This is a genomic window from Alteribacillus sp. YIM 98480 (assembly GCF_009765375.1).
Classification (GTDB): domain Bacteria; phylum Bacillota; class Bacilli; order Bacillales; family Marinococcaceae; genus Alteribacillus.
On the sequence record NZ_VTOK01000009.1, the window covers coordinates 34,528 to 52,913 of the forward strand.

Annotated in this window: 13 protein-coding genes; 3 read left to right on the forward strand and 10 right to left on the reverse strand. The window is 39.8% G+C overall.

Features of this window, described 5'->3' with window-relative positions; all coding sequences use genetic code 11:
• Positions 1-800 precede the first annotated feature (800 nt).
• Positions 801-4,412 carry an S-layer homology domain-containing protein gene (locus FZF09_RS12515; RefSeq protein WP_158736950.1) on the reverse strand — a complete coding sequence of 1,204 codons (3,612 nt, stop codon included), beginning with the start codon at positions 4,410-4,412 and terminating at the stop codon, positions 801-803.
• A 776-nt stretch (positions 4,413-5,188) separates the two neighbouring features.
• Positions 5,189-6,013, reverse strand: a complete 825-nt coding sequence (locus tag FZF09_RS12520) for a DUF6612 family protein (RefSeq protein ID WP_158736951.1) — start codon at positions 6,011-6,013, stop codon at positions 5,189-5,191.
• Between the two features lie 475 nt (positions 6,014-6,488).
• On the opposite strand from FZF09_RS12520, the gene FZF09_RS12525 reads away from it, so the two are divergent.
• Both FZF09_RS12525 and FZF09_RS12530 read left to right on the forward strand, forming a co-directional pair.
• Positions 6,489-7,511, forward strand: a complete 1,023-nt coding sequence (locus FZF09_RS12525) for a C40 family peptidase (RefSeq protein ID WP_158736952.1) — start codon at positions 6,489-6,491, stop codon at positions 7,509-7,511.
• A 392-nt stretch (positions 7,512-7,903) separates the two neighbouring features.
• Positions 7,904-10,015 (forward strand): S8 family serine peptidase, encoded by a 2,112-nt coding sequence (locus FZF09_RS12530; protein WP_158736953.1) that lies wholly within the window; start codon positions 7,904-7,906, stop codon positions 10,013-10,015.
• Between the two features lie 412 nt (positions 10,016-10,427).
• Here FZF09_RS12530 and FZF09_RS12535 read toward each other — a convergent pair whose 3' ends face one another.
• The 6 genes from FZF09_RS12535 to FZF09_RS12560 form a co-directional block, all read right to left on the reverse strand.
• Positions 10,428-10,748 (reverse strand): four-helix bundle copper-binding protein, encoded by a 321-nt coding sequence (locus tag FZF09_RS12535; protein WP_158736954.1) that lies wholly within the window; start codon positions 10,746-10,748, stop codon positions 10,428-10,430.
• 165 nt (positions 10,749-10,913) lie between these two features.
• Positions 10,914-11,075, reverse strand: a complete 162-nt coding sequence (locus FZF09_RS12540) for a hypothetical protein (RefSeq protein WP_158736955.1) — start codon at positions 11,073-11,075, stop codon at positions 10,914-10,916.
• A gap of 79 nt (positions 11,076-11,154) precedes the next feature.
• Positions 11,155-11,598 carry a hypothetical protein gene (locus tag FZF09_RS12545; protein ID WP_158736956.1) on the reverse strand — a complete coding sequence of 148 codons (444 nt, stop codon included), beginning with the start codon at positions 11,596-11,598 and terminating at the stop codon, positions 11,155-11,157.
• A 139-nt stretch (positions 11,599-11,737) separates the two neighbouring features.
• Entirely contained in the window at positions 11,738-13,315 is a 1,578-nt protein-coding gene (locus FZF09_RS12550; protein ID WP_233269488.1) for a C40 family peptidase, read from the reverse strand.
• An 858-nt stretch (positions 13,316-14,173) separates the two neighbouring features.
• The gene (locus tag FZF09_RS12555) at positions 14,174-14,767 is read right to left on the reverse strand and encodes a nuclease-related domain-containing protein (protein WP_158736957.1); all 594 of its coding nucleotides are present in this window, start codon (positions 14,765-14,767) and stop codon (positions 14,174-14,176) included.
• A gap of 439 nt (positions 14,768-15,206) precedes the next feature.
• On the reverse strand, positions 15,207-15,461 hold the full coding sequence (locus FZF09_RS12560; RefSeq protein ID WP_158736958.1) for a hypothetical protein: 255 nt from the start codon (positions 15,459-15,461) through the stop codon (positions 15,207-15,209).
• A 509-nt stretch (positions 15,462-15,970) separates the two neighbouring features.
• Here FZF09_RS12560 and FZF09_RS12565 point away from each other — a divergent pair.
• Positions 15,971-17,620, forward strand: coding sequence for an S-layer homology domain-containing protein (locus tag FZF09_RS12565; RefSeq protein WP_158736959.1), 1,650 nt, complete (start codon positions 15,971-15,973; stop codon positions 17,618-17,620).
• 90 nt (positions 17,621-17,710) lie between these two features.
• On the opposite strand, the gene FZF09_RS12570 is transcribed toward FZF09_RS12565, so the two are convergent.
• Both FZF09_RS12570 and fabZ read right to left on the reverse strand, forming a co-directional pair.
• A complete protein-coding gene (locus FZF09_RS12570) occupies positions 17,711-17,890 on the reverse strand; it encodes a hypothetical protein (RefSeq protein ID WP_158736960.1) in 180 nt (59 codons plus the stop codon).
• Positions 17,891-17,907: 17 nt separating this feature from the next.
• Positions 17,908-18,342: a 3-hydroxyacyl-ACP dehydratase FabZ gene (gene fabZ / locus FZF09_RS12575; protein WP_158736961.1), complete on the reverse strand. Its 435-nt coding sequence runs from the start codon at positions 18,340-18,342 to the stop codon at positions 17,908-17,910.
• Positions 18,343-18,386: the final 44 nt, after the last annotated feature.

The window sequence follows — 18,386 nt, forward strand, 5'->3', positions numbered from 1 at the left end:
CTCGTCTTATACCACACTTAGGTGGCTTTCAAATCGAGCCTACACCATACAAGCGGCTTTCACCGCATACAGCGTGCCATCAGTATTGGTTCTTTTTGACTAGTTGAAATGCAAAAGAGAGACCAACCACATGAACGTGATTGGTCTATATATTGTTTTTAGGGAAATACGCCAAAAGGAAAATCACTGACTGGGTTCCTTCGCTTCCGCTAGTTTTCTCCTCTTATTCTATTACTAGAATAATACAAACGGCTAGCAATCATCGCTACTATGAACCCGCTGCCACTTTGCAAGATCATTGGTACTAACTCACCCTACCTAACAAAGCTTCAAACGTTCCACTATATCTGTCCCTCTTTTTGGTAACCTTAGGCTTCCACTATTCAGGAATGAGAACGGCCGGTTTAACAGCCCAAATTGTACCGACCGCCATTGAACGATTTCACATCCAAGGATGAATGCTAACCTGCTAGCACTCTCTTAACATTCACTACCTCACCCTGCCTACATGGATTCGTCTACCTAGCCATAGCCACCTTTTAAAGAACCCCGCCTTGCTAACGTACAAGTACGACTTCACCTGACTTCGCCCCTTTGGAGAGTTAGCTCCTCACTGGACGCAGGAGGATTAGGCACATGATTAAAAGGCTGTTTTCACGGTTAGGGATTTCACCTAACATTCAGACATTAGCAGTTAGAAAAAGACCCCATGTGTAAAACATAGGTTAATGTTAAGACACATGAGGTCTAATTCCACTTCTTTCACTAGGTTACTAGTTTATGAAGTAACGTTTCGTTTATTATTCAGCAGTTTCTTCACTAGAAGATTCTTCTATTACTTCTATATCGATGTCAATTTCTGTAGAATTACCTGCTTCATCAGTAATTACTGGAGAAAAGTCAATACCAAATTCTTCAATTAAATCTTGTAATTTTGCAACAGACACACCATCTTCTCCTTCATCAAGGGAACCAAGGATGTCACTTACAGATTTTGTTCCTTCACCATTCTCATCAAGATCAATTGTTTTATCTACGCCATTTATTGTGATACTTGCTGTTCCCTCTTCACTTGCATCTATACTAATTGCAGTAAACATATCCGTTGCATCTAATTCATTTAAATCTAATGTCACTGTATAAGAATTTTCTTCGCCTTCAACAGCTTCAGCTGGAACAGGCTCTCCACCAATTTCTAACGAGGCTGATTCTAACTCAGGAGGAACAATATCAGCAGCAGCATTGTCGATATCTTCATTAGTGAATTCAGAATCTTCTGCAGCAGTTACATTTTCTGCTCCACCAATAGCGGAAATAGCTGTATTTGATGCTGCATTAAGTGTAACAGTTCCATTCACTGCATCTAATAAAGATATCTCAGCGTCAGATTCAAGTTCCAATGAATTGTTACCTTCTGCAGTAACTGATCCAAAGCTTCCACTAAGAATTGCATTAGCGCCGTCTCCAAGGTTAATGTCTAGATCACTACCACTATTGTTAACAAAACGACCACCATTTGTATCATTAAACTCAATTGCATTTGAAACAGACCCAGATTGTGTAAAGCTGTTATCGTCCACATCATCAATAGTTACTGTTCCCGCATCGTTAGCGTCGTTCGTTACATCTGCATTTGGTGCATTTACAGTTAAATCATAAGTGTTTAGAGTGCCAGTAAACGTAATATCTAACTCTGTTTCCGTATCAACTGTGATATCTTCCTGAGCATCAAGTGGGATAACTAGTGAATCCCCGTCTTCAGCGTCATTAATGATCTCATTAACATTAGTGTTAGATGCTATAGCTGGGATAAGGTTAAATGATTCTGGGTTACCATAAGTGTAAACTACTTGTGCGCCATTGGTGAGAGCTTGGTCAAATTGGGATTCAGTAATATCATTGTCACCATAAATGAATATATCTGCATTACCATAGTTTAGATCGTACTCTTCACCGTTGATTTCTAATGTAATATCATCTTCTTCTGTATCATAATCAACTACTGTCGCATTATAAGATTCGCCAACTTCAAAATCACTTGCTTCAGTAAACTCTACATCAGCTGTTCTGTCAGGCAACCCGTGATTACCGGAAGCTGTAATAGTTACATTAGTTGGGAAGTCTACTGATGTTAGGTCAACTTCAGCTACACCATTTGGTGCGTCAACAGTTACTGAGTCTCTTTTACCTGTAAGGACTTGCCCATCTATTTCAACACCATCAAGAGTACCAAAAGTTGTTGCAATTTCAAATGTTACTTCGTAATCTTCATCGTAGTCGTCATCATAATAAGGAAAGCCATTTTGGTCTAGTGCTTGGTAAGTTAATGTTGCATCTTGACCAACTTCTAGAGAATCAACTTCATCACCATCCGCATCAGTGACCTCTAATTCAGCATCGGAAACATCAGCTTCAACGAAGTAAGTTCTTTCACCTTCAACTTGAAGGTCATCACTATCTAATTCGCCTAGATCATCCCCATTGTCTATGAAGACAGTAGGAGTAGCATATGCATCATCGTCACCAGTTAGTGTGAATGTTGCTTCACCATCATCACCATCAACTTCGATGCGGTAAATTCCGCCTTCCTCAACTTGACCGGCATCAGGTCCATCAATGTATACTGCTCCGTCATCTTCAGGACTCAAGCTATCTTCTTCAAATGTTACGTAAGCTTCAAATCCTTCTGGTGCAGGTTCACCATCTTCATCAGTAATAGTTGCTAGATATTCACGACCACCAGCATTTGTTTCAGAATCATAAGAATAACCTTCATCAATTGCCGCTGCACGTTGCTCACCTTGAGCTTCAACGTCTAATTCTACTGTGTGGTCTAACGTGAAGGTTACAGCTGGAGCTTGAGCTTGAAGTTCTGTTGAATCAAGTTCAGCTTCTTCATATTCATTTTCCTCATCTTTAAACACAATTGGAGTAACACTTGCATTGGAACCAGTAACTGTGAATGTTGCTTCACCATCTTCGTCCGTCTCAACAGCAACTCCGTTTACTCCACCAGTTGTAACTTGATAAGGATACTCTCTGTCTTCATTACCATAAATATCTGCATCAGTAACACGCACAGAACGTACAAGTTCATCTGGGTCAACATCTACGTTTTCAGCAAATGCAATATTATAAATTTCATCTGCATCCCCATTAATCTTGTAAACTTTTTTAGCACCATTCGCTAGCGAATTATCTTCAGTTACTTCTTCAATAGTTAAGGAGTCAGCCCAGTACACTACTGCATCATCATTAATACTTGATTTGCTTGTAGAGTAAGCAGTAACCTCATCATTTTCTTCATAGTAACGAGTATAAGAGTAAGTAGCTACTCCATCTTCGTCCGTTAGAACTTCAACTTCAATTGTTTCGTTGTCATCATGTGGGTTGGTAATGTTAAATGTTACAGGAATGCCTGCAGCAGATTCGTCTTCATCGACAACTGCTTGTGCAGATAATGTAACTTCTTCTCCAATAGTTCCTTGTAGAGAGTTGGTAGTGAATTCAACATCCTCTGGAACAACGTTAGAAATACCTTCAAAACTACCAAGCTCTTCTCCATTAGCTGTTACAGTGTACTCTTCTCCGCCTTCTTGAGGGGAGGTAGTAAGTACTACTACATTATCATTAGTTTGCTTAACAGCAGCGTTTTCAACGTCAAGTCCGTCGATTTCGAAGTCAAGGGAATTAACATTGTCTACTTCTTCTCCGAAGTCTACTTCAACAGTTGTATTGTTAACAGCTGTTACTTCTGCAGATCCAACTTCAACCGAAAGTGCACGGTCAAGGAATGTAGCAAATTGCGCACGTGTTACGGTTTCTTTTGGACGGAACATACCATCTTCTGTAGATGTAATGTCATATTGTGCAAGAATTTCAATGTTGCTTTGGTGACTTGCGTGTGCTTCGTCTAGGTCGCCTACAGTTGCGTCACTGTCTTCAACCGGCTCTAGTTCGAAAGCACGAACAAGGATTGTTGCCATTTGCTCACGAGAAAGATCCATGCCGCCAGCAAATACAGTGTTGTTTTCACGACCTTGGATGTAACCTGCTTCTTTTACAGCTGCTGCGTATGGAGTGTAATAACTTTCATCAGTAAGATCTTCAAATGGAGCAGATGCATTTTGATCTACTTCAAGACCGAACGCTTTAACAAGCAATTCAGATACTTGTCCGCGGTTGATGTCCTCATTCGGACGGTATGTACCATCTTTATACCCGTTGATGATACCTTCATCAGCTAGACGCTGAATGGACTCGGAAGCCCAGAAACTATTAGATACATCGCTGAAAGATTCAGCTGCATCTGCTTGCTGAACAGCTACTGTGGATGCACCAGCACTAGCTACTACAGCTGCAGAAAGGGATGTTGCAAGAAACTTGCGGTAAGACTTTGGTTGATAACCCATTTGCAATACTTCCTCCTTTTATTGTGCATTCTATCCTAGTAATAATAGAATGCTATTTTCTAATTTTCAGAGACGCTTACGTCGTCTGGTTCCTCAACGATCTCAGTCGGGTCATCGGAAGTGTTTAAGGTGAAAGCGCATCCTCCAATTAGTTTGGTATTTTCTTCTAAAAACTGCAAAAATTATTATACTGACCATATCTAGGACTGTCAACTTATATTGTCTGAAAAATTAGGAATAGTATAATAACATAGGTACATTGATTTAATTGTTCATATTTTGACAACAGTTTACAAAAATTCTACAACATATTTCTCAGAAAATCCACCCTTATTTTTCCTGTTTTATGTTAATACTGGTTTATTTTCCTTATATTTATCTGTTTATTCTACTGTTAAGAGTCTAATAGATTACTTATTTAAAAATAAATATGTAGTAGGAAGTCTTTTAACCCCGGTACCTAGTCCCCTCTGTTTTCCAATGATTACCTCTATTTTCATATTAAAACATATTTTTTAACCTTTTGTCATTTGATAGTTATTTTTTTGTAAAGATTTCGTAGTTTCATTGAAAAACTTCTTCGTTTTCTGATATCTTTTGTAGGTCTAATAGCATTAAGAAACTTGGCTTTCTGCCAAATCCATATAGCAAAAATCATCTTCTTTCTATTACTTTGTGCTTAAAACAAAATTGAAAATTCGTGAAGCACAAAAAAAGCAGCCCGCGTTGAGTGTACGCAGACTGCTTTTTATTTATGACTTTTATTCTACATTTTCCTAATCATTATTTTCGCCGGCTTCTACATCTTCCTGCTCCGCTTCCATTTTTTGACGTTCGATTTCTTTAACCTTTTCTTCCATAAAGCTTTCGAGATTACCATCCACTTCATTATATTCATCATAACGAACATAAGATATTTCATTAAACTCTCTTAATTCTCCTGCTAACTCGATCGTAAAGGAAAAACGGCTGTCATATCCTAAGAGAAGCTTGTTTTCTTTATCTATATAAGCAATCATATCAATTCGTTCAAGTTGAATCGATTCCAGTTCTTCTTCACTTAGACCCCCGGCTGATTCTGAAATACCCAGAGCATTAAGTTTCTTTTCTACTAATGATTTATGTCTTTCTTCTGTACCTTTAAAAGAAACTTCGTAGTAACCATCTTCTTCTTTCATCAAAAACTCTTCTTCAAAGTCAAGAAAGAAGTTCATATCTTCTGCTGGACGTATCATCGACTCTAGTTCAGCCGCTTCGGTATTATGATCTTCCCACACTTCATTTTCTCTGATTTCTGTTCCACCGCCATTTATCCTAACATCTAGTTCTACGGGTTCCTCTAAATCGACAAGGTTCATGTTCGTTTCTATGTAAGCTTCAAGCGGGTCGTTGTATTGAACGACTCCCCGTGTAAAGTTGCTGACACCTTCTTGCTCTGCGCTCAATGTATTAGAATGCGTGAAGTACACACTATCGAGCTCTTCCATTGCTTCTATAGATTGTTTATATACTTCTTCAGGAAGCTGCTGTTCGCCGCAAGCACTTAACCATATTAAACCTGTACTTACAACAGCAGCGGCGGCTGCTTTTTTACCTCTCATAATAGCTGTCTCCTATTTTCTCGTTGATTTTTCATTTACATTGTATTTTACAAGCCGCTAAGCAAAAAGGCAAAGACTGTTTTATCGTAAGACTTTCGTACTCCACAATTTATAAGGTTACAATTTTCATTGTGAATGTTTTGTGACAAAAGGTCTTATATTACAACATTGTTACACAAAATGTTTTTCCCCTATCTTCTTCTCTAAAAAGGGTTTCCTAAGGTCCTTTAACCATATCACATTTTCTTCATATTGGAATTTACACAGGGAAATGGTGAGTTTTGTATCATTTTGTCTTTATCTTGTTACACAAATGTAAACTCATAGGCCCTTTTTACATGCTAGACTATGAATTGTGTTTAAAAAGGATAGAAATAGACAATATTCGACACCATTCAAAATCTATGTAACGAAATATACATCACAGCAACTAGATTTCGACCTTTTAAAATTTCATCGAGAGGGGTGGCCTTTTGTGGTCAAGAAAAGTTTTATGGCAGTGATGAGTTTGGTTCTGCTGCTGTCTGTATTCTCGTTTCAGCCTGGGGCAGCTGATGCGAAAGGCGATCAGATTGAAGCAGAAGCAAGAAAACATCTCGGAACACCTTATAATTATGGAGGAACGACTCCTAGCGGTTTTGATTGTTCCGGCTTTACCGGATATGTATTTGACAAAGTCGGAGAAGATTTACCTAGAACAGCAGCCCAACAGTATAACGTTGGAAAATCGGTGAAAAAATCGGACCTTCAAAAAGGCGATTTGGTTTTCTTCTCAGAAAATGGTTCTTCTATAAGCCATAATGGGATTTACATAGGAAACGGAGATTTTATTCATTCTTCTTCTTCGAAGGGTATTAGTATTTCTAAAGTAGATGATCCTTATTACTGGGGAAGCCGCTATAAAGGGGCAAAACGTGTAATTGATGAAAAAGAAGAAGGAGTAAAGTCAGAAACATTAGAACCTCTTCCAGACGGCCAATATCATGATGTGAAAGAAGGTTACTGGGCGTACAATAGCATTAACTCTCTATCACAAGATGGTATTATAAACGGATACAGCGATAGTACTTTCAAACCGTCTAACAGTATTACAAGAGGACAAGCTGCTACTCTATTAATGAAAGCTTTAGACCTTCCGCGTAACGGAAAAGACAGCGGATTTAGTGACGTTTCGAGTGATCACACACACGCTGCAGCAATTAAAGCAGTAGACGATGCTGGATTAATTACTGGTAATGAGAGCGGTGAATTCATGCCGGAGGATCCAATGACTCGCCAGCAAATGGCTGTTGTTTTCTACCGCGCATTTGATCTTGAAGGAACGGAATATGACGGAGAATTCTCCGATGTGAGTACGGATCATCGTTATCATAAACATATCAGTGCCCTTGCCGGGAGCGGTATTACATCAGGTAATGAAAACGGAGAATTTGAACCAGGCCGAGAAACAACACGCGCCCACTTCTCTGTATTTCTTGAAAATGCATTGGATCAATAAGACCGAACCATTTAAGACTCGCCGTTACGGTGGGTCTTTTTTTATTGAAAGAATAAAGCACTCACATGGTGGGGGCGGCCATGAATGGGAGTATGGGGCTAACGCTTATTCTTTCTATCATACGTTATCCAAATCCATTTCCAGCTTCAGAGAAGCAGGCACTTAAAATGAGGGGGCAGTGAGAAAGTTTATCTTTATGGTATTGGTATTACCTTTATTGGAAGATTTTAAACCTAAAAAGAAGAAAATTTTTCTTCTTTCTTTGTGTTTATATTTATATGAAACTTTTGAACTAAGTAACCGTAAATCCATAGAATAATCTACCAATCTATGATCAGTTTGTTGTACTATTAACCATAGAACGAATTCAACAAAGAAAGCGGGGAATATGAATGTTTCGCAGAACGCTAAGTGTTTGCGCAGCGTCTGCTCTTCTTTTTTCCTACCCTGTAGCTGGATTGGCGAACGATTCTGTTTCTGACCAGGATGATACATTTGTTGTAGGATTTAATGAAGTGCTTGATTTAGATGTTATAAAAGCAGCCGGTGGAGATACCAGCCAGACGTGGGAGAGAATTGAAGCTGCCGAGGTAGAGATGACTGAACAAGAAGCAGCTTCGCTCGCGTCTCACCCTGATATCTCTTACGTAGAAAGCGATGAAGAAGTGAACGTTTCAAGTGAACTTTCATTAAAAAATTGGGGACTCGAGCAAGTAAATGCTCCAAAAGCTTGGGATGAAAACATCACAGGAGCAGATGTTGATGTAGCTGTGATTGATACAGGGATCAGCACATCTCACCCTTCTCTTGACGTAAATGGAGGGTATTCAGCCGTTGATTACACAGATTCCTACGATGACGATAATGGCCACGGCACCCATACAGCCGGCATTATTGGAGCAAATCAACCGGGGTCTGGGCTTTTAGGGGTTGCCCCTGAAGCTGATCTATTTGCAGTAAAGGTACTTGATGAGGATGGAAATGGTTCGCTCACCCAGGTGCTTGATGGTATTGAGTGGGCGATTGAAGAAAAAATGAGTGTTATTAACATGAGTTTTGGCACACTTACCGATTCCAATGCGATGAAATCTATGGTGGACAAAGCTCATGAAAATGACATTATTGTCGCTGCTGCTTCTGGTAATCGCGGGGAGGCATCTACTTCAAGCAACCGGGTTGAATATCCGGCACGGTATGACTCTGTTATTGCTGTTGGAGCAGTGGATGAGAACAATGAGCGGGCCTTTTTTTCTGCATCTGGAGAAGCCGTTGAGTTGGCGGCACCGGGCGTGGATATTGTGAGTACCTATACGGATTCTACATACGGACCGTTAAGCGGCACCTCGATGGCTACCCCATTTGTTGCAGGCGCATTTGCGTTATTAAAAGAAGCATATCCAGAAAAAGGAGTCGAATCATTACGTACCATCCTCCAAGAAGAAGCACAGGATCTTGGTGAACCAGGGCGCGATCCCCGCTACGGTTATGGTCTTCTCCAAATACCGGATTTGAGTGATGCATCTGTAGACGATGATAAATCAATCCCAGATGAGCCAGAGGACGAACCAAAAGAAGAACCGGAAGAAGAAGATATTGAAGATAACCCTATAGGAGAAGATCCAATTGAAACACCGGATGAGGAAAATGAAGAAACATCTCCTCCTGCTGATTTGCAATCTAACATAGCGTATAATGAGGATGGTTTAATAGAAGTAATACTCTCCTGGGATCATACAGAGGAGGAAAATATATCTCATTATCAAGTGTATAGAAACGGTGAATCTTACGAGCAGGTTGATGTCACAACGTTTATAGATTTAGACCTAGAGCCTGGTACATACACGTATGAAGTTACTGCAGTAGATCCAGACGGAACAGAATCTGAAAAAAGCGAAACCGTTGAAGTCTACGTAGAAGAGCAAGAGGAAGATGATACAGGCTTCTCTTGGCCGGAAAAAGTTGACAACTCCCCTTCCTTTCAAGATGTCAGTGATGACTTTTGGGCCCATGAGCCTATAGAAGAATTGTCTGCACGAGGCATCATTACAGGAAGTGACGGTTCGTTTCGTCCAGGGGAACCCGTTCGACGCGGACAGTCCCTAGCCATGATTGGCCGACTTTTAGAATGGGATGACACTCCCGTTGACACCCGTTTTTCAGATGTGGACGACAATTATTTTGGCTCCGGCTTTATCGCACACGCGACAGAAGAAAGGTATATTTCCGGCTTTTCTGACGGTACATTTCGCCCAAACCAAGATATTACCCGAGGGCAAATGGCTGCGATTTTAGGCAGCGTGTTTGATTTAAGCGGCACGAGCGAAGACGAGCGTTTTTCGGATGTTAACGATAACACCACCGGCCAAAGTACTATTGGCTATCTCGCTGCACAAGGAATTGTCAGCGGCTATGATGATGGCACTTTCCGGCCAGGAGAAAAACTCTCCCGTGCACAATTTGCGAGCATTTTGTATCATTTAGGAGAGCATTTGATAGAAGAATAGATGAGAAATACCCGGGACGGAGGGTGCTGCCGTTCCGGGTTTTGTTGTGTAAGCAGATTGGCGGGTGCTTTTTATGTAGTGTAGCTGGCGATTTTTCCAATTTGTTTCCAATACTAGCCGAAATGCGGCAAATACTCGCCGTTCTGTTCAATTTACTCGCCGTTTTATACCAAATACTCGCCTACTTGAACGAAATACTCGCCATTCTTGTGGACTCCGCTTTCTACCACTTTTTATGGCTGACCGGCTAACGTATCAGGTTACCACATGACGTAATACTCGCCAACACGCAGAACGCATCCCCCCCATCAAAACATGTTCGTAAACATGTTTATTATTATTTTATATGTTATGTTTATTGTTATGTTAATAGTAAAAAGTCCGGAAGTTCTGCTTTCCGGACTTTTTCGTCTTAGGATGCCATTTCACGGCATACTTTTGCACATTTGTAACAAACTTCTGCGCAACGCTGGCAATGGTCATGTTCATGCTTGGAACATTCATCTCCGCATGCTTGGCAGATTTCCGCACACAATCCGCAAATTTTTCCAGCGAATGGGCTGTTGCTTTGCATGGCTTTTGCCGCAAAAGCACAAATATCTGCGCATTCTCGATCAAGCCGGATACAATCCGCCATCATTTTCACATTGTCTTCCTTCAGGCAAGCGTCATAACACATGTTGCACTCTTCCATACACTCTAGACAAGCTTGAATACATTCTTGGTAAGTCATACTGCTCGTCCTCCTTCACATATTGGGTAATATTGGTGCGGACAGTACAGCTTTACCCATTATTTATAAAGAAAATGTGAAGAAATGAAAATTTTCGTCAAAAAATTTTATATTAAAAAATTCCCATAAAATATAAAGAAACCACTCCAAGACTTCTTGAAGTGGTTATTTGTGATCTTTATTAATTGCTTCATTTCGAAGGGTTTGCTTTATTTTGTCGTGCAATTGTTTGGATTTTTCTCTTTCTTTTTTTGAGCGAAACACACTGAACTGGTCACGTTCAAGAACTCTGAGTAAATGTTTTTTCTCCTCTTCAGTCAACAGCATGGTGTTCTCCCCTGATATCTTTTTTCTGCATTATATCATAGGACTTTCTTTTCATTCTATGATTGGCTTTTATGCAACGTTAAAGATATCCTCTCCCCTGTAAACGCGCAATCGATTTCAACCAATCCTGCGGGTGAATATACCCTTTAATAAATACCTTTCCAGGCATATCGATCTGCATCATCACTATAAGATCCATGATAAGAGGGGTCGATAATTTGCCGTAGTCATTGGTGACACCGATTAAAATTAGCGGATGTGTTTGATTTACATAGGAACGCAGGTCAGAATATAAAAGAATAGCATCTGTTGTAAAACATCGTTTTATATGAACATGAATATGGCCATCACATATTCTGCGTGTAATTTCAGCCTTTTCTGGATATGTTGCTATTTGGTTCTCTTGTAAATGTTCGATGTACTTTTTCATTTTCTGAAACATTTTGTTCCAATTATACTGTGTCATTTTCGTGGGAAGTAAATGCACTTCAAGTGCATCTAATTCTAATGCATCGCTTAGCATAAGATACCTCCTGCTGTCTTATTACTTCCTGCTTAAACATATCCCCTCATTCACCATTAAAAAAACTGGTTTTCCGAGGTCAACACCCTAACCGTACAAATAAAACCTAACCCTGTTTCTGCAGAGTCAGGCCTTTCATTTAGAAGTAACGCTTTACACCTAGATATCTTTCATCCCAATAACTTGTGTTCATGCTACTAACTGTAACGCCGGTAGAGCTTCCTGAATGGATAAATTGATCATTTCCCATGTAAATACCAGCATGCGACGGACCCTCTTTATACGTTTCAAAAAATACAATATCCCCAACGTGCGGTGTATCCACGGAAGTCCCCGCATCATATATACCAGCTACTGTGCGCGGCAGCTCCACTCCGTTTTCTTTAAAAACATACTGTAAGAACCCACTGCAATCAAAGCCAGATGAGGAACTCCCTCCCCACACATAAGGCGTACCGATATGCTCAGCGGCATCTGCTACAAGATTGGTCACGTTTACTTTTCCGTTCGATGGGGTCTCTACAGGCTTCGCTTCTTCCGGCTTCTCCTCTACAGAAGTTAGTTCTTTTAATTTGTTCAACGTCGCAGGTCCTGCCACTCCATCACTTTGTAACTCGTGTTCTTGCTGAAAGTCTTTGACTGCGTTTTCTGTTACCTCTCCATAAACACCAGTTGGCTCCATCTTTAAAAAACCAAGCTGCTGGAGCTGTGCTTGAAGAGCTTCTACTTCCTGTCCACGTGATTCATAACGAAGTTCAGACGAAATTTGATCGTTATTCTGATTTGTTTCTTCTATTTCGGTGTCACTTTTTAATGATTGAGCATTCTTTGGGTTATTTTGTATTTTGTTTAGCGTTTTTGGGCCGGCCATGCCATCGACGTGAAGGTTGTTGTTTTTTTGGAATTTTCGGACAGCCTCTTCCGTCATAGGACCAAAAATGCCCGTAATATCTTTATTATAGTATCCCAAATCTTTTAACTGCCGCTGTAGTAGAGAGACGTCACTATTTTTATCGCCGCTTGAAAGAACTTTAAATGTATTAGAATAGGTTTGTTTATTGTCCGGTTCTTCCTGGGAAACTTCACTTTTAGAGTCAGACGTTGGCTGGTTTACCGTATCAACACTCTTAAGGGCAGCGAACGTCTGCGGACCAGCAATTCCATCAACAGCCAAGTTTTCTTCTCTTTGAAATTTTTTGACAGATTCCTTCAGCTGACGTCCATAGTAACCGTTGTGTTCGCCGTTGTAATACCCTAATGAATGTAGTTGGCGTTGTAATTCTTTGACCTCTTCCTTTTGATCGCCAAGTCGTAAAATAGTAGAGCTGCCAAGCGACATTTTTGTCTTGCTCGATTGTTTAGAAGCTGAAGAAGTGGAAGATGCCAATTTTTCGGGCGGATTCGAGCGCTCCGTTAATAGAACCCCGAACGTTTGTGGACCTGCAATTCCATCAACAGTCAAATTATGTTTTTTCTGAAAAGCCTTCACTGCCTCTTTCGTACGGTCACCGTAATAGCCCGTTGTAGTGTGATATGTAAAATAACCTTTGTCTCTTAACAAATCCTGAAGCTTTTTTACTTCATCATTGTTTGTGCCAGGATTAAGCGTCTCATCACCAAGCGCTGCATCCGCTGCAAGTGGAGCAGCCAAAATTGCACCCGTTACTGTGGTGGAAGTTATAACGACTTTCTTCATTGTAGCGGTCGTTTCGAACAAACCTATCCCTCCCCGGTTTTGATAGCGGCTCACTAGGGGTACGAGCCAAATTGTTTACTAGATTCTGGCGGCTGAAAATTCCAGCCATCGATCTGCTTATGGTTAGGTCTTTTAGTGCAGAACATTTCTCTACATTTTCCATTATATAGCTTAATCATAAATTTAGCTATATGTTTCTCACTATAATGAACGAATTTTCTGCAATTTTTTTAGATTATTGTGCAGAAGGTTTTATTTGAAGATTAAGCCGGAATCTACTAGATTTGTTCTAGTTGGTAGATTATTGCATATGAAATTTCTCGATATGTGCTTAATTTTTGTGATGTATGTGCTACTTTTTTCTTTTATGAGCTACTAGATATACTTTTTGCGTTTTACCGAACTGTTCTGCTTGGGGTCTGGCCCCGCATATTAATGTCACACTTAATGATGAACACATGAAAACCTGACTACACCATAAAAGCAAGCCAGGTCTTTTTTTATTATTTATTTAATGAGAGATGATATCTTGTTCCTTTATAAGATCCTTCATACGGTAATTTCATAGAGTGAAACAGTTTGGATACTGATGATCTTGAACCTATATGAAGAAAACGCCTGGCTTCACGGTTGGATATCGTAGAATTTATAAGAAGGGAATAGTCACGAAGAGCTGATAGATGGGCATTTTTTGAAGAGGCAGAACACGAGTAGCATTTCCACTTTCCAAATGTTTTTGTCATAGGTAAACAGTAACAATCTGGACAAATTACTCCTGTCATTACTTCTGAGGTGGAGATTTGGTAACGCTGCAGCGCATCAAAGGTATAGGGTTGGTTCTGTTTAATCAATATATCAGCAGTATCACGAAGTTCCCGCTTAGATATTTGAGATTTTTGGATGCTTTTTTTCAAAAGACTCAAAAGTAAAAAGAAGATTGGCACTATGAATCACGTGTTGATACTGATTGCCGGATTCGGCAGACGTTTTCAAGTGAGTATAAGGACTGGTTATTACCACGCACGTTTCGATCGGAATAGGTTTGCAATTATTCTGGTTCAGCCAGTGAAATAGTTGATGCCGCTGCAATTTTACCTGTAGTATCGGATCAGGAAAGGCTTCTTCTGTCTCGTTGGATATTCGAATCATTTGTTGAAACGTCGGATCAAAGTATAAAGTGCCGGAGAAGTTTTTTACTTCAATAATGAGATGGAACCGAGTGGACAAAAGGAGAGTATCGATTTGGAAAAAGTGGTTTTTGTGAGGAAGGCGAAGGTCATTTAAAATCAGATACTCGTTGTCGGGGAGAAAATGTAAATAATAATCCAACGATTTTTCTCCTTGGTACCCCGCTGCAGTTTTCGTATGTTCAGTCTCTATTTCTTCTCTTTTTGGATGGTTGGAAGGAAGCCTTCGTAAAATTGCCTCTAACGTTTGCAGTTTTAATGGGATTTTTCGAGGTTTTTCTATCAAATTATCACTCCTTTTTCTTCAAATAACATAGTTCTGTATTTTTCGAGTGATTCCTGCATTATAGGGGAAATTTTCAAAGAATTTTATAACCTTATACTGAACGGGCAGCGGAGCCTGTCCCTCCAAGTATGGGCATTGCGCTTTCCTTTATGCGTCTACCTCTCTCTTCCTGCTTCGATTCGATCGAGATTCGGTCGTTTTGAGCTCCTTTCTAATAATATGAGCCACTTCCTCTTTGGTTTGATCCTTTCTCTTTCCTTTATGCGCCTCCCTCTCTCTTGTGGCTTGGATTTAGCCATATATTTCAGGTTATGCATTTACTTCGGGGAGATTTGATTCATTTTTTTCCTTTTATGAGCGTCTTTACTAGTTATATGCACAAACTTAAGATTAAAAAAAAGCACCCGATCAATGGGTGCTTGCTTTCATGTATTTTTTATTATTCTTCTGTGATATCTTCAACTGGTTCTTCTTCGGAGGTGCCTTTATTCTCGTCGTTTTCTTTATCAGAGCTTTCTTCTACATTTGTATCTTCGTCTGCAGACTGATCTGATTTGTGATCTTCTGTTTCTATTTCAAGCTCTTCTATCGTTTCTGTTCCTGTATTTTCTGCTGGTTTTTCACTATCGCCGCAAGCTGCTAATACTGCTGCGGCAAAAGCGGCTGCAGTAACTAATAGCCATTTTTTGTTCATGATGTCTACCTCCGTTATAGTTTTTCAGCTTTTACATTATAACATTAAATATGCCTTATCCTAGCAAAGCAGGATTGTTTCGGTCTAGACATTGCGTCTTTTTTTGAATCTGTTTTACATTTTTTTATTTTTCATTTGAGATAGAAAAAGTATGTTCTTCTCTTTAGGGTTATGCCCATAGTTAGGGCTTAACATTTTTGACCATTTCTCTACCGGAATCCCTCTTACTTGCTGGTGGGAATTTGCTTCCCTTTTCGTTTTATGAGCAGCTTTTTGCAAAGTGCCTCTTATTGAAACGAGGCTATTAAGTAGTGCGCCTTTTTCCTTCATTCCTCTTCTTGTGTTAATCTTTTCCTTTATCAAAAAACCTTCTTTTCTTTGAAACCTTTTAATAAATTTCTTCGTAACACATAGAGAGTGTTTTGCCATTTTCTCTAGATGAAGGTAAAAAGGCAGTGTATACTAGATATGGCAAAATAATAGAATTATATCTTTTAGGAGGGTATTATATGAAAAAGTTTGCAAGTGCTGCACTTTCTGCTTCCTTGATTGCTTCTTTGGCTTTACCAGGTATGGCAGGGGCCGAGAATGCATTTAAGGATGTAAAGGAAGACTTTTGGGCGAAGGATTCCATTGAGTTTTTAGCTGATGAGGAAATCATCACTGGTTACCCTGATGGAAGTTTCCGTCCTAACCAACCTGTGAAGCGTTCCCAAGCAGCAATTATGATTGCGGGTGCTTTGGACTTAGAAAGTTCAGAGGATCCTGGTTTTAAAGATGTGCGGTCAGATGATTCTACATATGAAGCAGCGGCTGCAGTAGCCGAGGCTGGAATCATCGAAGGTAAAGACGGTAAGTTTATGCCAAATAAACCATTAACACGCGGACAAATGGCTAAAGTTTTGACGTTAGCATATGATTTGTCTGGAGAAGCAGAGGAAGATTTTGCTGATGTGAATGAAGATCACTGGGCTTATGAATATATCTCAGCTCTTTCTGCTAACGATATCGCAACCGGATACGAAGAAGATCAAACGTTCCGCCCTAATCAGCCAACAACTCGTGCTCAGTTTTCTACATTTATGAAAAATAGTATTGATGTTCCTTCTGAAAACCCTGATCCAGAGCGGGATGAGGAAATTGTTCAGCTCCTTCAAGATACAATGGACGCTCAGTTAGCGCTTGACACATATACGTTTGACGGATCAATGGATATCATGATGGAATTCCCGGTTCCTGAAGACATTTCTGAAGAAGAACAGCAATTGATTGACGAATCCAGTGAAATGACAATGGGTCTTAGTGGTACGTATCAAAAAGATCCACTGATTTCAGAAGCAGTTATCGAACAGGAGATTCCAGGTTTTGATGAAAAAATGGTTATGCCTTCTATCATGTCAGAAGGTAAAAGCTATGAATATATTACAGACGCTGCATTCATGGGGTACCCAGAAGAGTGGCAGGATAAGTATATTGAATATGATTTTGAAGAAATGATCGGGGAAGATGCAGGTTCCCTTTATGATGTGGAACAGCAGCAAGAAATGATGCAGGAAGTGTATGACGTGCTGCTTGATCATTTCGGTACGGAATACTTTGCGCTTCATGATAGTCATGCATCTGTGCCAGCAGATATTACCTATGAACATATCTTGTCGTTTGAATTAACAAATGAAGACCTTGAGGATTTGACTACTGTTTTAGAAGAATCGGTATGGCCGGAACTAGAGACGATTTTAGCTAACCCGCAGCTGGCTTCTACACTTGGGCTGTCTGCACAAGAAGCACAAAAGCTTAATGAAGAAGCAGATGCAGATTTCGATGAATTTCTCAATAATTTAAACCTAGAAAACTTTGAAATTTATCAAGCTATTAATGAAAATAACTATGTGGTATTTGATACTGGAAATATTGCAGTAAGTTACACTGATGAAGAAGAAACGATTTCTTTTGGTATTAACTATGAACTTTCCATGAATGATTTCAATGAAGATGTTTCTTTCGAATATGGTCTTCCTGAAAATGAAGATCAAATCATCACCTTTGATGAAGTGATGGAATGGCAGGAAGAGCAGATGGAAGGAATCGAAGACTTTGAAGAGATTGAAGAAATGGAAGAAATCGATGAGGTAGAGGATATCGAAGAAGTGCAAGAGTAATATTAGAAAAAGGTATATCTTAAAAAAAGGACGCCCCTATTGTTGGCAGAGGGCGTCCTTTTACATTTTGTTTTGGCTTGAAGATTTTTCTTACAATCCATTGGTCAACTTGTCTTCCCATTTCATAAAACCAAAAAATAATAAAATGGAAAGGATGCTTCCTGCAATCGGAGCAATTATATCAGCTGCTTTTGGGTCGGCTGTCCCAAGAAATGAGCCAATAATTGTGACCAAAATTAGTAATACTGCTGCAATGATGCTTGCTTTCATACTACCTGGACCTCCCATTATTTCTCAGGATCTTGAAGAGCAAAAACGAGTTCTGTTTCCGCTGCTACGGTGTCTCCCACTTTAGCCACGCCTTTTCCTTTTCCTATTCTTCCGCGTAATTTTAAAATCTCTACCTCAAGAGTGAGCTGGTCTCCAGGTTTTACTTGCGATTTAAAACGGCAATTTTCAATACCAGCAAACAGAGCGAGCTTTCCTTGATTTTCTTCTTTTTTCAGGATAGCAACAGCTCCTGTTTGAGCCAGTGCTTCGATGATAAGCACACCGGGCATGACTGGGTAATCTGGAAAATGACCATTAAAAAACTCTTCATTTGCCGAAACATTTTTTAAAGCAACGGCTCGTTTCCCTTCATCTAGTTCTGCTACTTTGTCAATGAGCAAAAACGGATAACGGTGAGGGATAATGTCTTTGATTTCTTCTATAGATAGCATGTGATGGTCCTCCTTTATGTATACAAAGGGTTTAGTTCATTAAA

Excerpts from the sequence above, each read along its gene's own strand:
- FZF09_RS12535 (WP_158736954.1), bottom strand. The coding sequence starts at position 10,748 with ATGACTTACCAAGAATGTATTCAAGCTTGTCTAGAGTGTATGGAAGAG.
- FZF09_RS12545 (WP_158736956.1), bottom strand. The coding sequence starts at position 11,598 with ATGCTAAGCGATGCATTAGAATTAGATGCACTTGAAGTGCATTTACTT.
- FZF09_RS12540 (WP_158736955.1), bottom strand. The coding sequence starts at position 11,075 with ATGCTGTTGACTGAAGAGGAGAAAAAACATTTACTCAGAGTTCTTGAA.
- FZF09_RS12520 (WP_158736951.1), bottom strand. The coding sequence starts at position 6,013 with ATGAGAGGTAAAAAAGCAGCCGCCGCTGCTGTTGTAAGTACAGGTTTA.
- FZF09_RS12560 (WP_158736958.1), bottom strand. The coding sequence starts at position 15,461 with ATGAACAAAAAATGGCTATTAGTTACTGCAGCCGCTTTTGCCGCAGCA.
- FZF09_RS12530 (WP_158736953.1), top strand. The coding sequence starts at position 7,904 with ATGTTTCGCAGAACGCTAAGTGTTTGCGCAGCGTCTGCTCTTCTTTTT.
- fabZ (WP_158736961.1), bottom strand. The coding sequence starts at position 18,342 with ATGCTATCTATAGAAGAAATCAAAGACATTATCCCTCACCGTTATCCG.
- FZF09_RS12515 (WP_158736950.1), bottom strand. The coding sequence starts at position 4,412 with ATGGGTTATCAACCAAAGTCTTACCGCAAGTTTCTTGCAACATCCCTT.
- FZF09_RS12570 (WP_158736960.1), bottom strand. The coding sequence starts at position 17,890 with ATGAAAGCAAGCATCATTGCAGCAGTATTACTAATTTTGGTCACAATT.
- FZF09_RS12565 (WP_158736959.1), top strand. The coding sequence starts at position 15,971 with ATGAAAAAGTTTGCAAGTGCTGCACTTTCTGCTTCCTTGATTGCTTCT.